This is a genomic window from Bacillus sp. TCT6, from assembly GCF_056033845.1.
The window spans coordinates 4,500,002-4,516,330 of the sequence record NZ_JBVYHX010000001.1 but is presented as its reverse complement, the minus strand read 5'-3'; the positions used below and the strand labels follow the sequence as shown (position 1 = coordinate 4,516,330).

General features: G+C 39.2%; 15 protein-coding genes and 1 pseudogene. 9 read left to right on the top strand and 7 right to left on the bottom strand.

The window, feature by feature from the left end; genetic code table 11:
- Nucleotides 1-12 precede the first annotated feature (12 nt).
- Entirely contained in the window at nt 13-2,421 is a 2,409-nt protein-coding gene (glgP, locus tag AC0ONG_RS23155) for a glycogen phosphorylase (RefSeq protein WP_000494093.1), read from the top strand.
- Nucleotides 2,422-2,524: 103 nt separating this feature from the next.
- Here glgP and AC0ONG_RS23150 read toward each other — a convergent pair whose 3' ends face one another.
- Both AC0ONG_RS23150 and AC0ONG_RS23145 read right to left on the bottom strand, forming a co-directional pair.
- Complete coding sequence (locus AC0ONG_RS23150; protein WP_000911076.1) at nt 2,525-2,659, bottom strand: hypothetical protein; 135 nt, start codon at nt 2,657-2,659, stop codon at nt 2,525-2,527.
- Nucleotides 2,660-2,735: 76 nt separating this feature from the next.
- The gene (locus tag AC0ONG_RS23145; RefSeq protein ID WP_001260110.1) at nt 2,736-3,458 is read right to left on the bottom strand and encodes a lipase family protein; all 723 of its coding nucleotides are present in this window, start codon (nt 3,456-3,458) and stop codon (nt 2,736-2,738) included.
- Between the two features lie 140 nt (nt 3,459-3,598).
- Here AC0ONG_RS23145 and AC0ONG_RS23140 point away from each other — a divergent pair, with 140 nt between their 5' ends.
- Complete coding sequence (locus AC0ONG_RS23140; RefSeq protein WP_086398494.1) at nt 3,599-4,369, top strand: MerR family transcriptional regulator; 771 nt, start codon at nt 3,599-3,601, stop codon at nt 4,367-4,369.
- A 67-nt stretch (nt 4,370-4,436) separates the two neighbouring features.
- On the opposite strand, the pseudogene AC0ONG_RS23135 reads toward AC0ONG_RS23140, so the two are convergent.
- The 3 genes and pseudogenes from AC0ONG_RS23135 to AC0ONG_RS23125 all read right to left on the bottom strand — a co-directional run.
- A pseudogene (locus tag AC0ONG_RS23135) lies at nt 4,437-4,517 on the bottom strand (TIGR00266 family protein); the annotation flags it as partial.
- 103 nt (nt 4,518-4,620) lie between these two features.
- Nucleotides 4,621-4,770, bottom strand: a complete 150-nt coding sequence (locus AC0ONG_RS23130; RefSeq protein WP_000521642.1) for a hypothetical protein — start codon at nt 4,768-4,770, stop codon at nt 4,621-4,623.
- Nucleotides 4,771-4,983: 213 nt separating this feature from the next.
- The gene (locus AC0ONG_RS23125; RefSeq protein ID WP_001147844.1) at nt 4,984-5,766 is read right to left on the bottom strand and encodes a TIGR00266 family protein; all 783 of its coding nucleotides are present in this window, start codon (nt 5,764-5,766) and stop codon (nt 4,984-4,986) included.
- Nucleotides 5,767-6,088: 322 nt separating this feature from the next.
- Here AC0ONG_RS23125 and cspD point away from each other — a divergent pair, with 322 nt between their 5' ends.
- Nucleotides 6,089-6,289: a cold-shock protein CspD gene (gene cspD / locus AC0ONG_RS23120; protein ID WP_001193052.1), complete on the top strand. Its 201-nt coding sequence runs from the start codon at nt 6,089-6,091 to the stop codon at nt 6,287-6,289.
- 44 nt (nt 6,290-6,333) lie between these two features.
- On the opposite strand, the gene AC0ONG_RS23115 is transcribed toward cspD, so the two are convergent.
- A complete protein-coding gene (locus AC0ONG_RS23115; RefSeq protein WP_000957354.1) occupies nt 6,334-7,065 on the bottom strand; it encodes a yteA family sporulation protein in 732 nt (243 codons plus the stop codon).
- Between the two features lie 264 nt (nt 7,066-7,329).
- The gene (locus AC0ONG_RS23110; protein WP_000425771.1) at nt 7,330-8,283 is read right to left on the bottom strand and encodes a 1,4-dihydroxy-2-naphthoate polyprenyltransferase; all 954 of its coding nucleotides are present in this window, start codon (nt 8,281-8,283) and stop codon (nt 7,330-7,332) included.
- A 194-nt stretch (nt 8,284-8,477) separates the two neighbouring features.
- Between AC0ONG_RS23110 and AC0ONG_RS23105 the strand changes: the two genes are divergently transcribed.
- The 6 genes from AC0ONG_RS23105 (at nt 8,478) to menC (ending at nt 16,311) form a co-directional block, all read left to right on the top strand.
- Complete coding sequence (locus tag AC0ONG_RS23105; RefSeq protein ID WP_000616702.1) at nt 8,478-9,872, top strand: isochorismate synthase; 1,395 nt, start codon at nt 8,478-8,480, stop codon at nt 9,870-9,872.
- The gene (gene menD, locus AC0ONG_RS23100) at nt 9,869-11,623 is read left to right on the top strand and encodes a 2-succinyl-5-enolpyruvyl-6-hydroxy-3-cyclohexene-1-carboxylic-acid synthase (RefSeq protein ID WP_001059211.1); all 1,755 of its coding nucleotides are present in this window, start codon (nt 9,869-9,871) and stop codon (nt 11,621-11,623) included. The genes AC0ONG_RS23105 and menD overlap by 4 nt, the downstream gene beginning before the upstream one ends.
- On the top strand, nt 11,620-12,432 hold the full coding sequence (gene menH, locus AC0ONG_RS23095; protein ID WP_001103350.1) for a 2-succinyl-6-hydroxy-2,4-cyclohexadiene-1-carboxylate synthase: 813 nt from the start codon (nt 11,620-11,622) through the stop codon (nt 12,430-12,432). The genes menD and menH overlap by 4 nt, the downstream gene beginning before the upstream one ends.
- A 68-nt stretch (nt 12,433-12,500) precedes the next feature.
- Nucleotides 12,501-13,319: a 1,4-dihydroxy-2-naphthoyl-CoA synthase gene (gene menB / locus AC0ONG_RS23090; RefSeq protein WP_000963887.1), complete on the top strand. Its 819-nt coding sequence runs from the start codon at nt 12,501-12,503 to the stop codon at nt 13,317-13,319.
- A gap of 440 nt (nt 13,320-13,759) precedes the next feature.
- The gene (locus AC0ONG_RS23085) at nt 13,760-15,205 is read left to right on the top strand and encodes an o-succinylbenzoate--CoA ligase (protein ID WP_000449566.1); all 1,446 of its coding nucleotides are present in this window, start codon (nt 13,760-13,762) and stop codon (nt 15,203-15,205) included.
- Nucleotides 15,205-16,311, top strand: a complete 1,107-nt coding sequence (gene menC / locus AC0ONG_RS23080) for an o-succinylbenzoate synthase (RefSeq protein ID WP_474204194.1) — start codon at nt 15,205-15,207, stop codon at nt 16,309-16,311. Before AC0ONG_RS23085 ends, menC begins: the two co-directional genes overlap by 1 nt.
- Nucleotides 16,312-16,329 lie beyond the last annotated feature (18 nt).

Below are 16,329 nucleotides of genomic sequence, written 5' to 3'. Positions count from 1 at the left end.
GGTGGTGAAAAAATGTTTACTCATGTTGAAAGTTTTAAATCAACTTTTCTAGAAAAGTTAGAGACGATGTATGGGAAAAGTTTCAAAGATTCTACAAATCGTGATCAATATAATACGCTCGGCCATATGGTACGTGAGTATATGAATAGTCAATGGATTGCAACGAACGAGAGTTATCGATCAGGAGAGCAAAAGCAAATGTATTACTTGTCTATTGAGTTTTTGCTTGGACGTTTGCTTGGAAGTAACATCTTGAATTTAGGTATTAGAGATGTATGCGAGCAGGGGTTATCTGAACTAGGGATTTCGTTACAAGAGTTAGAAGAAGTGGAAGCAGATGCAGGCCTTGGTAACGGTGGACTTGGACGCTTAGCAGCCTGTTTTCTTGATTCACTTGCATCTTTAAACTTACCAGGACACGGCTGTGGAATTCGTTATAAACATGGTTTGTTTGATCAGAAAATTGTTGATGGTTATCAAGTTGAATTTCCAGAACAGTGGCTTCTTCATGAAAACGTATGGGAAGTAAGAAGACATGATCAAGCTGTAGAAGTAAGTTATTTTGGCAGTGTTGAACCGCTAGAAATTGACGGGCGTTTAGAGTTTAGGCATACAAATGCAGAAGTCATTATGGCGGTGCCATATGATGTGCCGGTAGTAGGCTATGAGACGAGTACTGTAAATACACTTAGACTTTGGAATGCTGAACCAGTTCCTTTCCCGCAAAACTGCAAAGATATTTTGAAATATAAGCGCGAAACAGAGGCTGTATCGGAGTTTTTATATCCAGATGATACGCATGATGAGGGAAAAATACTTCGTTTAAAACAACAGTATTTCCTCGTATCAGCAAGTTTGCAAAATATCGTTCGAATGCATAGAGAAAGATATGGTGACCTTCGTCAACTACATGAAAAAATTGCGATTCACATTAACGATACACATCCGGTTTTAGCAATTCCAGAACTGATGCGTATTTTACTAGACGAAGAAAAGTTAACATGGGAAGAAGCTTGGCACATAACGACGCAGACGATTTCTTATACGAATCATACGACGTTATCAGAAGCGCTCGAAAAGTGGCCAATTCACATTTTTAAACCATTATTACCGAGAATTTATATGATTATTGAAGAGATTAATGAACGTTTCTGTCATGAACTTTGGGAACGTTATCCTTATGAATGGCATCGCATTGAAGACATGGCAATTATTGCGCATGATCTTGTGAAAATGGCTCATTTAGCAATTGTCGGTAGCCATAGCGTAAACGGTGTAGCAAAAATTCATACGGAAATATTAAAGCAGCGGGAAATGCGATTGTTTTATGAATTTTATCCAGATAAGTTTAATAATAAGACGAATGGAATTGCTCATAGGCGCTGGCTTATGAAAGCAAATCCACAGTTAACAAATCTCATTTCAGAGGCGATTGGACCAGAGTGGAAGAAAGAACCGATTAAGCTTCAATCGTTGCAAACAGTTCAATATGATGCTAGTTTCCAAGAGAAGTTTGCAGAGGTAAAACAAGAGCGTAAAGAGATTTTAGCGGAGCGCATTCATAATACAATGGGGATTACGATTGATCCAAATTCTATTTTTGATGTGCAAGTGAAAAGATTACATGCTTACAAACGACAATTATTAAATGTTCTTCATATTTTATATTTGTATAACCGTTTGAAAGAGGATGCTAGTTTTACATTTTATCCGCGTACTTTTATTTTTGGAGCGAAAGCATCACCTGGTTATTATTACGCGAAAAAAATTATTAAATTAATAAATGAACTCGCAAGAAAAGTAAATAATGATCCGTATGTTAGTCAATATATGAAAGTTATCTTTCTAGAAAACTATCGAGTTTCTTTAGCTGAAGATATATTCCCGGCGGCGGATGTAAGTGAGCAAATTTCAACGGCGAGTAAAGAAGCATCGGGAACAGGCAATATGAAATTTATGATGAATGGTGCGATTACACTCGGAACGCTAGACGGAGCTAACGTTGAAATAAAAGACCGGGTCGGTGATGATAACTGTTTCATTTTCGGTTTAACAGCAGAAGAGGTTCTTCATTACCATCAAAATGGTGGATATCGTGCAAGTGACTATTATCACCACAATAGGCACATTAAAAAAATAGTAGATCAATTAACAAATGGTTTCTTTGCACAATCGGGTGCTGAATTTGAAGCGATCTATGATTCTCTCGTTATTCAAAATGATGAATATTTCGTTCTGCGAGATTTTGGTCCATATGCTGAAAGACAAGAAGCTGTTGGTAGAGCTTATGAGAACCGAACAAAGTGGCTAGAAATGTCGATTTTAAATATTGCACAGTCTGGTCATTTTGCGAGTGATCGAACGATTTTGCAGTACAGCAATGAAATTTGGGGTATTGGTAATGCAGTTAAACAGTTTTAAAGAGGTTGCTACGTTGGGGGATATATTATCTATTTACTAACAAAAATTGATATTAATAAATAAAACGAGCTTACTTTTTTTAAGCTCGTTTTATTTATTTTGCTTAAGAAAGAAATGGAATAGTGGTATATATTATACCTGCCCCATCATACTCTCCTGTCGCAAAGTATGAAAATGTAAAGAAACCTGTGACCGTAAAAATTACAATAAGAAAAAGTGTGAAGATAAATTTTAACATGTAAGGTCCCCTCATCCAAAAATAACTTCATAGAGTATTATAGTATATGAATATTTTATTTCCAATTGTTTACTGGTTAAAAATGAGAAGTCAGACATGTTTTGTATGTTGTAATGGAATGATTATTTGTAATGGATTTTGTGTTTTTTGTAAATGTCATATTGTGATGGACGTGTGCATACTCCCAATCATGATCATTAAAATTTATGTTTCGGGGAGGGAGAAGTGGAACGACATCGAACAAGTTGACGAAACGAAAGCTACTAGCTACTTGTAGTTTATAATAATTTCGAAAAGCGATATCTCCTACTTTTGGGGAAGCGAATGAATAAAGTCCATACTGTGCGAAGGCAGTATTTATACGTGCATCTAATATGTGTAATGTGGCAAGCGCGCCACCTAGACTATGCCCAGTAGCTAGCAGTTTTTTATGTGCTGGCAATGATACGAGCATATCCATAATAGAATCACGGCAAGACTCATAAATAGAGAGAAAGCCGTTATGGACATTTCCACCATTTAAAGCATAAGGATAAGGTTTTTGATTGACAAGAGAGTCAATAATCCAATCTGGGTCTGTTTGAGTGCCCCTAAAGGCAACGATAATTGTATCCTCAGATTCTAATATAAATCCGAACCATTCTGTTGTTTGAATGGCCTTTCCTTGAAACCCTTGTACATATTGAAAACCATCTGGTATTTCGAAAATACCATTTTGTTTATATTGTTCATACGTTAACTCACAACAAGAAGCTAACAGTATGGCAGTGTCTTTATCAAAGGATAAAGGAGTACGCATTAAGGAAGCCCTCCTTAAGAAAAGGTATAGTTTAATATATGCAGTGAGGAACTTGATTCATTCTTTTGGAAAAAAGCTTGAACCTACAGTTACGTGAGGGAGTATGATTTTTGTAAACATATTGTTAGGAGGAGTGTAAGATGAGCAAAAAGGAAGGCTGTTCAATTGGTGAGTTTTCAAAGAGAACAGGCACATCAATACGGACACTACAATATTACGATGAAATTGGACTACTTAAACCTGAAAAAAACGTTAGCTCTGGTCACCGTGTGTACAAAGGAAAAGATATATTAGAGCTACAGAAAATAATCAGTCTTAAAGTATTAGGATATAGTTTAGAAGAAATACGCGTCATGCTTACAATTCCAAGTTTGAATGTAAGTTTAAAAGAAACGTTGGAACAACAAAGAAAAGCCTTTGAAGAAAAGAAAAAACACATTGAAGTTTCGATAAAGGCGCTTGAACGAACAAGGGTATGTCTTGGGGAAGATGAAGAGTTGGATAGTGACATATTAATGAGTCTAATTAACAGCATTCAAAAAGAAAACGAACAAAGTTTATGGCTTGAAGGATATGTATCAAAAGAATTGGCTAATGGATTATATAATAAGCCGGAAGAAGAAGGCATAGCACTTGATAAAGAGTTTGTGCGTTTAGCAAAAGAAGTGAAAAGGTTATTTGGAAGAGAAATTGAGGATGCAGAAGTGCAAAAATTGGTTGATGAACATATGAAGGCGACTCTTAAGTATGTTGGTGAAGAGACAATGTATTCTTTAGGTAAATTAGAGAATGTAGAAGAACAATATAATAATATGATGCCATCTCCTTACACGGAAGAAGAAGAGGCATGGCTTAATGACGCGATGGAGTATTATATGATTCGAAATGGTATGTATAGCCCTCCGCAGTAAAGATAAAATGCCATATTCATAAACTTTAGAGAAATGCCTCCGATGTTTTTTGCATTGGAGGCATTTTTTACTCTTTTCCATCTAAAAGGCGAACAAGGCCACCTAATATACTACTTTCACCAGTACTTTATAATGCTGGGCTTGTAAGAGGTTTGAAAAAATAGCCTGTATATATTTGAAAGATGAATAAATCACCTATTTTCTTGTGTTTGTTCGTACTATATACAGAAAATTTCGGGAAACAAAACATATTATTTATCTGTTTGTTTTTGCTTCTTTTTCAAATACTCCGCACGCAATTGTTCAAGTTGCTGCTTTTTATCAAATTTGGCAGGCTTCTGTTTTTCATGAAACTTTGCCACAGCTACCTGACTTTTGGAATCTAATTGATATTTTCCCACTTTGTTCACCTACTTTTCTTGTCTTGAAAGAGAATCTATTCAATAAATATAATATACCTTATTTTACTGAAGTAAACCTTATTACTTTATTTCATCTGCTTTTTCTCGTTTGTAGACGTAAATTAAAACACCCTTTCACTGCATTACTGCAAGCAAGGGTGTTTAATTTTAGTATTATATTAGTCGATGGACAAGCCTGCATAAGGGCCCTTTTTACTCTTTCCCATCCAATAAACGACCAAGTCCACCTAATACACTACCTTCACCAGTACTTTGCGCTGCTGGGCTTGTAAGGCGTGCTGCTAATCGGCTAAGTGTTAAGGACTGAATCCAAACTGTTCCAGGACCTTCTAATGTTGCGAAGAATAAACCCTCACCGCCAAATAGAGCTGTTTTTACTTTTCCAACGAATTCGATATCATAGTTAATATCCTTTGTCATGGCAACGAGACAACCTGTATCAATGCGAAGTTTCTCACCAGGTTTTAATTCACGTTTATATACAGTTCCGCCTGCGTGCATGAAAGCGAGGCCGTCACCTTCAAGTTTCTGCATGATGAAACCTTCACCACCGAAGAAACCAGTTCCTATTTTTTTTGTAAATTCAATTCCAATAGAAACACCTTTTGCGGCACAAAGAAAGGCATCTTTTTGACAAACGATTTTCCCTTGGTATTCTGTTAAATCTACAGGAATAATTTTACCAGGATAAGGAGCAGCAAATGAGACGTGGCGTTTGCCGTGCCCTGTATTTGTAAATACAGTCATAAACATGCTTTCACCTGTAACGAGACGTTTACCTGCTCCCATTAATTTTCCGAATAGACCGTTAGATGGGCCAGAACCATCACCGAAGATTGTCTCCATTTCGATGTAGTCTTCCATCATCATCATTGCGCCCGCTTCTGCGACAACGCTTTCCTTTGGGTCTAATTCAATTTCAACAAATTGCATATCATCGCCATATAACTTATATTCGATTTCATGTGCTTGCATTTTTTCACCTCATAAATATGTAGTAATTATATTGTACAGAAGTTAAAAGAATTAGAACACTATAGTTTTGTTAATTTTCGAATAAAAGTAGAATGAAAATTTAAGGTTATACTAGGATTATAAAAAATGATGGAATGAAAGTGTTCTCATTTGACGTTTTCGACATAGCATGATATAGTGAAAACACTATTGAGCTACATAATGTGGTACGGAAATAAAGCACGTTGTATTAAAGGCTGTAAGCTTGTTATACATTCATGTCCTTTATATCCACCTTTTCATGTGGATTCATAGTTTCATTTTTATTTAGGAGGTACATGACATGCAAACAGGTAAAGTTAAATGGTTTAACGGCGAAAAAGGTTTTGGCTTCATCGAAGTTGAAGGCGGAGAAGACGTATTCGTACATTTCTCAGCTATCCAAGGCGACGGCTTCAAAACTTTAGAAGAAGGTCAAGAAGTTTCTTTCGAAATCGTTGAAGGAAACCGCGGACCACAAGCAGCTAACGTTACAAAAAACTAATTAGCTAGCGATAAAAAGCATTCCGATTTTCGGAATGCTTTTTTTTATTCTTTGGAACTAGATTCATTTGAAGATAATTCGCCCTTAAAGGTACGCTCTTCAAAGTCATCAAGCATTTGTTCATATTCTTCATGTTCCTCTGTAGCGAAAACTTGTGGGTTTTTCCCGTACATATCCGTACCGATAAAGTTTTCAAAATCCTCCACGTAGCCTACGTTTTCTTCACTATTTACATACATGCCATTATAGTTTTTTGAATCTTGTCTTTCTAAATCAGACGGCGTTTCAGATGTTCCGTAATTTGCGACATCTTGCCACGCATCTTCCGCATCGTACTCAACAGAATGGTCCTCATCATGCTTGTGGAAAGAAGGAGACAACACTTCTTCTTCAACTGGTCGTGTATTCATATTTAACTTATTTGTCGCGTGCTGGATGCATGTTGTAGCAGTCGGCATTGCTTCTAATCTTTCAAATGGAATTTCTTCGCCAGACACTTCGCAAATGCCGTACGTACCCGCTTCGATTTTTTGCAGTGCATGTTTTGTATCATCTAGTTGTTTATGCCAAAATTCGATGAGTCCGAAATCTTTTTCTCGTTCGTATAATTCTGTAGCCATATCACCTGGATGGTTGTCATAGCTAGACAGTTCTCCTACTGAATCGCGTTCAGAAGCACGATCTGTATTTTCATGAGTTTGTATCGTTTGCTCTAGTTCTTGTTTTTGTTTTTCTAAAATGGATTTAAATTGACCTATTTGTTGTGGAGTTAACATAGTCGTCCACCTTCCTACAATTCAGTTTCTTTACATAGTATGAGCGTTGAGAGTAGGAATTATGAGATGAATTTCAGATATGAAAAAGGAGCCGCATAAGCAGCTCCTTCTTACCCCGCTATTTGCCGGGCAGTAAAACTCCCACCTACAAATTCGGCTGGAGCAAAGAAGCTAGGTGAGAGATTAACTGCCCGTAAACGCCCGATTGGTGAGGGCTGATAATCAGTGGAAATGAACAACCCCTCCATTGATTAAAGTTTCACTTTATAGGAAATATCCAAGTAATAATCCGATTCCCGTTAGGAAACCGAAGATTGTATTTGTTTTTGCTGTTGCAATCATCGCAGGTACCATTTCCATTGGAATGCTTTTGCCGATAAAGCCTTTCGTCGCTTTAAATGCTTTCGGTGCACTTAAAAATACGATAAGCATCCATGGTGATACGATGCCCACGATAATTAAAGCAATTGTCCAAATGTAGGAAACGATGAACATCGAAGCAAGTACACCAACAGCTCTTTCACGTCCAACGAGAATTGCTAACGTTTTACGACCGTTTTCTTTATCGCCATCCAAGTCACGAATATTATTAGCTAGTAAAATGGCACCAATTAAAATGGAGCTTGGAATAGATAGTAAAATGACTTCTGATGTTACAGTGCCAGTTTGAATAAAGAATGAAATCCCAATAATAATGACACCCATAAATAATCCGGCTGTCAACTCTCCAAATGGTGTATATGCAATTGGAAGTGGGCCACCTGTATAAAGGTAAGCAACGGCCATACAAACAAGACCGATTGCAGCAAGCCACCAACTAGAATTCATACAAATATAAACACCTAATAGTATTGCGATGCCGAAAAATCCAAATGCTAAGTTAAGCACTGTTTTTGGCTGAATGCCATCGCGAACGATAGCGCCGCCGATACCAACTGAACCTTCGTGATCAAGTCCTCTTTTATAATCAAAGTATTCATTAAACATGTTTGTTGCTGCTTGAATGAGAAGACAAGCAAGAAGCATCATAAGGAAAAGAGGAAGATGTATTTGATTTATACCTCCGACCTGCATCGAATATGCTGTTCCGATGAAAACAGGTACGAAAGCGGCTGTTAATGTATGGGGACGTAGTAAACTCCACCAGATGCGCCAGCCTGTTTGCTTACTTGGCTTTGGCGCCGTAGGAGAGGAATTCGTTTTGACGTTCATTTCCATGTTGAATCCTCCTTTGGTCACATATTGTACACAACTAAGTGTAGAAAAAGCATCATTTAGTGTCAACGTTTATTTTCTAGGAAGAGAAGGTGAATTTCTCAGAAATGCTAAACGTTGACAGGCCTTTCGTTTGAGGTGTATCTTAAAATCAAGCGTAATTATGACTATTTTTCGCCCATAGGGGGGAGACAATTGTGATTCAAACGAAACAAATAGGCTTGCAAGAAGCTCTTAGTGCAGCCATTAAGCGTGCAACTGATGAAAAAATATTGGTTAGCTTCGTAAAACAAATAGACTGGATGGATCCGCTTCTGTTTTATGCAGCAGGAAAAAGGATTGCATTCGAAAATAGATGTTATTTTGCAGACCCGGCTCAGCATGTAATATTTGCTGGAATTGGCTCTGTTTTCACTATAGCAACTGCTTCTCACAAACGCTTTCAAACTGCTCGTGACGAGTGGGATAAAGTAAAAGAGAAAGCATTTGTACAAAGAGAAAAATACGAATTTGGAACAGGTCCTCTTTTATTTGGTGGATTTTCATTTGACCAAGAAAAAGAGAAAACGGACTTATGGAAAGAATTTGATGATACGACATTTTCACTACCAGCATTTTTATTAACTGTAAAAAATGAAAAAGCATGGTTAACGATGAATACATTTGTCTCAGCAACAGATTGTGCAGAGACTCTTTCTAACGAAATGATTTCTTTAGAAGAGAAAATTTTTTGGGAGAGTAAATGTGCATTAGAAGGATCGAAATTAACAGTTACTTCTAAAGTAGAAGTGGATCCGAAAGGCTGGATGGAGGCCATTGAGAAAGTACAAGATGAAATGAAGCTGGGGAACGTGCAGAAGGTTGTATTAGCGAGGGAGTTAAAAGTAGAGATGGATCATCATATTGATTCTGCTCTTGTCTTAGAAGCACTTCGCATTGGGCAACCGGATTGTTACGTATTTTCTTTTGATTATAAAGGAGCATGCTTCTTAGGAGCGACGCCAGAGAGGTTAATTCGCAAAGAAGATGAGAAGTTTACTTCGATGTGTCTTGCTGGTTCAACTGGTCATGGTCAATCTATAGAAGAAAGTAAGCGAAATAGTAATGCGCTTCTTCATGATGAAAAGAATTTAGCTGAACACGGTTATGTTGTGAATATGATTAGGTCGGTATTAAATGAGCACTGCGAATCCGTTAATATTCCGGAAAGTCCGGGCTTATTAACAACGAAAAACTTAATTCATTTATATACGCCTGTAGAGGCAAAAGGCGATGCGAGTCTTTTAACAATGGTAGAAGAATTACATCCAACACCAGCTCTTGGCGGGACACCTCGTTTGGAAGCGATGAAACTGATTCGTGATGTTGAATTGTTAGACAGAGGATTATATGGCGCACCGATTGGCTGGATAGATGATGAAGGAAATGGTGAGTTTGCGGTTGCACTCCGCTGCGGGTTATTAAATGGCGAGAAAGCATCCTTATTTGCCGGTTGCGGGATTGTAATTGATTCTGTACCGCAACTTGAATATGAAGAAACAAGTTTGAAGTTTAGACCGATGCTTGGTGCTTTGGAGGAATTAATGAAATGAACAATCATATAGAAGCATTATCATATTATTTAGGCGCGTTCGTGGATGAACTGACGCGTCTAAATGTATGTGATGTTGTCATTAGTCCAGGCTCACGGTCAACGCCGATAGCTCTACTAATGGAACAACACGAAGGAATGAACACATATTTACATGTAGATGAAAGATCTGCAGGATTTTTTGCGCTCGGTATCGCAAAAGCGAAAAAACGTCCTGTTGCATTATTGTGTACATCAGGAACGGCAGCAGCTAATTACTATCCAGCTGTATGTGAAGCTTTTCATTCACGAGTGCCGCTTATCGTCTTAACGGCAGATAGACCGCATGAATTAAGAGATGTCGGTGCACCACAAGCGATGAATCAATTCAATTTATACGGTACATTTGTGAAGCAATTTACAGAGATGGCTCTTCCAGAAGCGAGTGAAGCGATGTATCATTACGCTCGCATGACAACGCAGCGTATGATAGCGAATGCTTGTTTAGCGCCGCAAGGACCTGTTCATCTTAATTTTCCAGTACGCGAACCGCTTATCCCGGATTTCTCATTAGAAGGTTTATGGGATAAAGGACGCGGGGAATATACAGGAGTAGTTCAGCAAGGGAACGTGACGATGCCGAGTGAATATGTAGATTCGCTTGTAGGGCGCCTTTCACATATGGAGAAGGGGCTTATTATTTGTGGAGACGATAGTCATTCAGAACTCGCAGCATTTGCGGCAGAATTAGCTGAAAAAACTGGATATCCAATATTGGCAGATCCGCTTTCTAATATTCGTAGCGGACATCACGATAAAACGATGGTAATCGACTGTTATGATACATTTTTACGAAATGAACTGTTAAAAGAAACGTGGAAGCCAGAAGTTATGATTCGCTTTGGTGGTATGCCTGTTTCCAAATCATTAACGCAGTTCATAAAAAAACAAACGAAAGCAGTTCATATCGTTGTTGATGAATCTGGACAATGGAGAGATCCAGCTCTCGTTGCGACAGAAGTTGTCCAAGCAAATGATATTGTATTTTGCAGTGCATTAATAGAAAAAATGCCAGTTATGAAAAAGAATGATTGGTTCGGAATGTGGCAACATATAAACGAAAAAACGAAGGAAACGCTTCGTGAAATGGAAACATATGATACTGCATTTGAAGGAAAGGTTATTACAGATATTGTCCGCGTACTACCAGACGGGGCAACATTCTTTGCGAGTAATAGTATGCCAATTCGTGATACGGATTCATTCTTCTTCACATTGGATAAAAATATTCAAGTTATGGCAAACCGCGGTGTGAATGGGATTGATGGCATCATTTCGACAGCTTTAGGAGCGAGCATTATTTGCGATCCGCTCGTATTAGTGATCGGTGATTTATCCTTTTATCACGACTTAAATGGACTGTTAGCCGCGAAATTACATGAATTAAATATAACAATTGTCGTTGTAAATAATGACGGTGGCGGTATTTTCTCATTCTTACCACAGTATGAGAAAAAGGAACATTTCGAATCATTATTTGGAACACCAATTGGTCTTGATTATGAACACGTTGTTAAAATGTACGGTGGTTCATTTAGCCGTGTAAATGGTTGGGAAAGCTTCCGAGAAGAGGTACAAAAAGGAACGACTACAGAAGGTTTACACGTTGTGGAAATTTGTACGAACCGTGATGAAAACTTAATATTGCACCGGACATTATGGGCAAAAACGATGGACGTGATTACTACATCTTTACAAGGTGAATCGAAATGAACGTAACGCTGCAAGGTGTATCGTATGAATATGAAGTAGTCGGAAGTGGGGAACCACTTCTACTTCTTCATGGTTTTACGGGAAGCATGGAAACGTGGCGTTCTTTTATCCCTTCATGGAGCGAGCAGTTTCAAGTTATTGTAGTAGATCTTGTTGGGCATGGAAAAACAGAAAGTCCCGAAGATGTGAATCATTATGATATTCGAAATGCGGCATTGCAAATGAAAGAACTACTAGATTACCTTCATATTGAAAAAGCGCACGTACTTGGCTATTCAATGGGCGGTAGACTGGCTATTACTCTGGCATGTCTATATCCAGAGTATGTACATTCTCTTTTATTAGAAAATTGTACAGCTGGGCTTGAAAGTGAAGAGGACCAAAAAGAACGTTGTGAAAAGGATGAGCGACTTGCTGATAAAATTGAGCGAGAAGGCATCCGAAGTTTTGTATTAATGTGGGAAAATATTCCGCTATTTGAAACGCAAAAAAGTTTAGCAAAAAACGTACAAGAAGCAGTGCGAAAAGAACGACTTGCTAACAATCCCAAAGGACTTGCAAATAGTTTGCGCGGCATGGGAACAGGGGCTCAGCCTTCATGGTGGGATGAGCTACACAACTTGAAAATGCCTGTTCTTTTAATGAACGGGGAGCATGATGAAAAGTTCTTTCGCATATTAAAAGATATCGAAAAATGCGTCTCTGACGCGAAATTTGTCAAAATTGATGGTGCTGGCCATGCAATTCATGTGGAACAACCGGAAAAGTTTGATACAATAGTAAAGGGATTTCTAAAAACTATGCAGTGATACTTTTTTCAGCAAGAAGGAAGCCACGCTTATAGATGAAATCAGAAATATACAAGGAGGTAGTTGTAATGGCTATTGAATGGGTAAAAGAAGGCAATTACGAAGATATTATTTATTCAACATACAATGGTATCGCAAAGATTTCGATTAACCGTCCTGAAGTACATAACGCATTCCGTCCAAAAACGGTAATGGAGTTAATCAACGCTTTTGCACACGCTCGTGATGATGCAAATGTTGGCGTTATCATTTTAACAGGTGAAGGTGGACGTGCATTCTGTTCTGGCGGCGACCAAAAAGTTCGCGGTCATGGTGGATATGTAGGTGACGACCAAATCCCTCGTTTAAACGTATTAGATTTACAACGTCTAATTCGTGCAATTCCTAAACCAGTTATCGCAATGGTAGCAGGTTATGCAATCGGTGGAGGACACGTACTTCATATCGTATGTGACTTAACAATCGCTGCAGACAACGCTGTATTCGGACAAACAGGTCCTAAAGTAGGAAGCTTTGACGGTGGATATGGAGCTGGTTACTTAGCTCGTATGGTAGGCCACAAGAAAGCTCGCGAAATTTGGTACCTATGTCGTCAATACAGCGCTGGGGAAGCGCTTGATATGGGCTTAGTAAACACTGTAGTACCATTAGAAGAGCTTGAAGCAGAAACAGTACAATGGGCACAAGAAATCTTAGCAAACAGCCCAATGGCACTTCGTTTCCTAAAAGCTGCATTCAACGCAGATACAGACGGTCTAGCTGGTATTCAACAACTAGCTGGAGATGCAACGTTATTGTACTACACAACTGACGAAGCAAAAGAAGGTCGTGATGCGTTCAAAGAAAAACGCAGTCCGGACTTCGGTCAATTCCCTCGTTTCCCGTGATCAAAAGCGAAAGCGGCTCGCTTAGAATGTGAGGGGGATGGAGCTTCTGACGTAGAGGCGTTTTTTGCCTCGTAGGAAGAAGTGAAGCCACCGAACATTCTAGCCGCTGTAGCTGGATGAAACCAAAAGCAGAAGCGGCTTGCTTAGAACAAGAGGGTGTTGGAACTCCTGACGAAGAGGCGCTTTTTGCCTCGTAGGAAGGCGTGAAACGACCGACTGTTCTAGCCGCTGTAGCTGGATGTTTTAAAAGCGGAGCCGACTGTTTAGCCCCGTTGGCTAAGGTTCTTTCGCACAGAAAGTGTTTTTTACTTTCTCGTGCGGAAGGTTCTTAGACGGAAGGGGCTAGGAGGCGCAGTTGGATAAGATCAAACCGGAAACAAAACAACTAAGAGACTTGATGTCATATCAGGTCTCTTTCTTTCATGAAAGGAGAATGAGTAATGGAGACGATGCCTAATTGGTTAATGCAGCGTGCATTTTTAACACCAGATCGCACTGCAATTGAAATAGAGGAAGAGAAAGTTACTTTCTTGCAGCTACATGAAAAAGTAGTATCTGTTTGTGAACACCTCACGCATGTTGGAGTGAAGCGAGGGCAAAAGGTGGCTGTTCTGATGAAAAATGGTATGGAGATGATTACAGTTATTCACGCCCTATCTTACGTAGGTGCAGTAGCTGTACTTCTAAATACACGTCTTTCAAGAGAAGAGCTACTTTGGCAAATGGATGATGCTGAAGTTGTTTGTTTAGTGACGGATCAACAGTTTGATGCTAATGATGTTCCTGTCTATTCATTTGCTGAAGTGATGCATGGACTGAAGGTGGAAGCATCTATACAAGGAGAATTTTCTTTAGAAGAAGCGATGACAATTATTTATACGTCTGGGACGACAGGAAAACCGAAAGGCGTTATTTTAACATACGGTAATCATTGGGCAAGCGCAGTCGGTTCTTCGCTTAATTTAGGACTTCGTGATGATGATTGCTGGTTAGCTTGTATGCCGATGTTCCATGTTGGTGGGCTCTCTCTTTTAATGAAAAATATTATGTACGGTATGCGTATTTTACTCGTTCCGAAATATGATGCTGATTTTATTCACAACGCACTTCAAACGAGGGGCGTTACGATTATTTCTGTCGTTTCTAAAATGTTAACTGATTTATTAGAGAGACTTGGAGAAGGGACATATCCAGCTTCTTTACGATGCATGTTACTTGGCGGAGGACCCGCGCCGAAACCGTTATTAGAGACGTGTGTGGAAAAAGGAATCCCTGTGTATCAAACGTATGGTATGACAGAAACGTCTTCTCAAATTTGTACGTTATCAGCAGATTACATGTTAACGAAAGTTGGCTCGGCTGGAAAACCATTATTTCAGTGCCAACTTCGTATTGAAAAGGACGGCGTAGTAGTGCCGCCACATGCGGAGGGCGAAATTGTAGTAAAAGGACCGAACGTAACAGGCGGTTATTTTAACCGTGAAGATGCGACGCGTGAGACAATTCAAAACGGATGGCTTCATACTGGTGACCTCGGTTATTTAGACGAAGAAGGATTTTTATACGTATTAGATCGACGCAGTGATTTAATCATTTCTGGCGGAGAGAATATATATCCGGCCCAAATTGAAGAAGTGTTGCTTTCTCATCCGATGGTAGCGGAAGCAGGTGTCGTCGGTATGACTGACGATAAATGGGGACAAGTACCAGCTGCTTTTGTTGTAAAAAATGGGGAGGTAACAGAAGAAGAAATTATTCATTTTTGCGAGGAGAAATTAGCGAAATATAAAGTGCCGAAAAAAGCGTGTTTCTTAGAGGAATTACCACGAAATGCTTCGAAAAAATTGTTAAGACGAGAGCTAAGACAATTAGTGGAGGAGATGTAGTGGAAATAAAAAAAGCGACACTGTATATAACGGAAATGCCACTCGTAATCCCGTTTGCTGCGAGCTACGGGACTTACGAAAAGCGTGAGAGTATTGTTATTGAATTAGAGGATACAGACGGGTACATCGGATTTGGGGAAGTCGTTGCATTTTCTGAACCGTGGTATACGGAAGAAACGGTGAAGACAGCACTACATGTACTGCAAGACTTTTTGTTACCTGATTTATTAAAGGCTGAAATTTCTCATCCGAATGAGGTACCGGGTCTATTTCAACATATAAAAAGAAACCGAATGGCAAAAGCCGGAATAGAGGGGGCTATTTGGGATTTATATGCGAAGCGTCAAAAGAAATCGCTAGCGACAGTTCTTGGAGGAGCTAGCCCTGAAATTGAAGTCGGCGTTGTAATTGGGATCAATACGATTCCGGTTATGTTAAAACAAATCGAGAAGTACGCAGAAGAAGGGTACGAGCGTTTTAAAGTGAAAATAAAGCCAGAGCATGATTACGAATTATTGAAAGAGATTCGTAAAGAGTTCCCGCACATCCCGTTAATGGCTGATGCAAATTCAGCGTATACATTAGCGGATACAGAGAAACTGAAACGACTAGATGAATTTCAATTGATGATGATTGAGCAACCGCTAGCAGATTACGATTTTCTCGATCATGCACAGCTGCAGAAGAAGATTGAAACGCCAATTTGTCTAGACGAAAGTATCCATAGTTTAGAAGACGCACGCGTTGCGATTACACTTGGTAGTTGCCGCATCGTTAACATTAAACCAGGACGATTGGGTGGATTAACAGAGTCAATCCAAATCCATAATTATTGCATGGAGCAGAACATACCAGTTTGGTGCGGTGGTATGGTGGAGATGGGGATTTCACGAGCGCAAAATGTTGCTCTTGCTTCATTACCTAACTTTACGATTCCAGGCGACATATCTGCTTCTAGTAGACATTGGCAGAGGGATATTATTTCACCGGAAGTGACGCTTGAGGGCGGGAAAGTGATGGTGCCGCAAAGCGTTGATGCTGAGTATGAAGTAGATCGCGGAAGGCTGGCGGAAATCACGAAGCAGCGGATTGTGTTTGAACGGTAAATGGAAGTTTCATTAGGA

Bases quoted from the DNA above. Each gene is read 5' to 3' on its own strand.
- glgP (WP_000494093.1), top strand. From the start codon at position 13: ATGTTTACTCATGTTGAAAGTTTTAAATCAACTTTTCTAGAAAAGTTA.
- AC0ONG_RS23150 (WP_000911076.1), bottom strand. From the start codon at position 2,659: ATGTTAAAATTTATCTTCACACTTTTTCTTATTGTAATTTTTACGGTC.
- AC0ONG_RS23145 (WP_001260110.1), bottom strand. From the start codon at position 3,458: ATGCGTACTCCTTTATCCTTTGATAAAGACACTGCCATACTGTTAGCT.
- AC0ONG_RS23140 (WP_086398494.1), top strand. From the start codon at position 3,599: ATGAGCAAAAAGGAAGGCTGTTCAATTGGTGAGTTTTCAAAGAGAACA.
- AC0ONG_RS23125 (WP_001147844.1), bottom strand. From the start codon at position 5,766: ATGCAAGCACATGAAATCGAATATAAGTTATATGGCGATGATATGCAA.
- cspD (WP_001193052.1), top strand. From the start codon at position 6,089: ATGCAAACAGGTAAAGTTAAATGGTTTAACGGCGAAAAAGGTTTTGGC.
- AC0ONG_RS23115 (WP_000957354.1), bottom strand. From the start codon at position 7,065: ATGTTAACTCCACAACAAATAGGTCAATTTAAATCCATTTTAGAAAAA.
- AC0ONG_RS23110 (WP_000425771.1), bottom strand. From the start codon at position 8,283: ATGGAAATGAACGTCAAAACGAATTCCTCTCCTACGGCGCCAAAGCCA.
- menD (WP_001059211.1), top strand. From the start codon at position 9,869: ATGAACAATCATATAGAAGCATTATCATATTATTTAGGCGCGTTCGTG.
- menH (WP_001103350.1), top strand. From the start codon at position 11,620: ATGAACGTAACGCTGCAAGGTGTATCGTATGAATATGAAGTAGTCGGA.
- menB (WP_000963887.1), top strand. From the start codon at position 12,501: ATGGCTATTGAATGGGTAAAAGAAGGCAATTACGAAGATATTATTTAT.
- AC0ONG_RS23085 (WP_000449566.1), top strand. From the start codon at position 13,760: ATGGAGACGATGCCTAATTGGTTAATGCAGCGTGCATTTTTAACACCA.